Origin of the sequence: Arthrobacter sp. Hiyo1 (assembly GCF_001263615.2) — a bacterium.
In the GTDB taxonomy this organism is placed as follows: domain Bacteria; phylum Actinomycetota; class Actinomycetes; order Actinomycetales; family Micrococcaceae; genus Arthrobacter.
This window is the reverse complement of record NZ_DF952468.1, coordinates 558,308-558,872: the sequence shown is the minus strand read 5'-3', so window position 1 is coordinate 558,872 and position 565 is coordinate 558,308. Positions and strand designations below refer to the sequence as shown.

Genomic DNA, 565 nt, shown 5'->3' with positions numbered 1-565 from the left:
AAACGCCGGGCCGAGCTACCCTCGATGCCCAAAGAACCCAGTGCCCCCGGCTCCAGCAACGCTTCGACCAGCAACGCATCGCTGGACCGTCCACCACCGCCCAAGAGCTCCTCCCGGCGCAAGGATTGGCGCAGGCGGCGCAACTCGATAGCGGTAGCCCCGCCGATCCTCGACGTGAGAAGCGAGACGGCAGACTCAGGCGTCAGATTGGCGGCGTCCAAAACCACCCCGTACACCTCGAGCAGGGGACGGACAGCCACTTCGTCGCGGACAGCGGAATCCGCAACGGGGACACGGACGGGGATTCCCTGACCGCTCAGGTACCGCTGCAGTTGCGCCAATTGCCCGCCGTTGCGCACGATCACTGCGATGTCGCCGAACTCGTAGTTCCCGCGCAGCTGGGCTTCGAGGATGCGTTGTGCCACGTAGCGCAATTCATGGACTGTGGAGGGCAGGACATGTGCTTCGACCCGGCCCGCGGCTCGATTGGCTCCGGAACGTGCCACCTCCGCCGATGCGGGAAGTGGGTCCAGGCGCCGGGCCAGCTGCCCTCCCGCACGCTGCG

1 pseudogene is annotated in these 565 nt (G+C 66.9%); it reads right to left on the bottom strand.

The features are described 5' to 3' along the window. A pseudogene (locus tag AHiyo1_RS02530) lies at positions 1-565 on the bottom strand (ATP-dependent helicase); the annotation flags it as partial.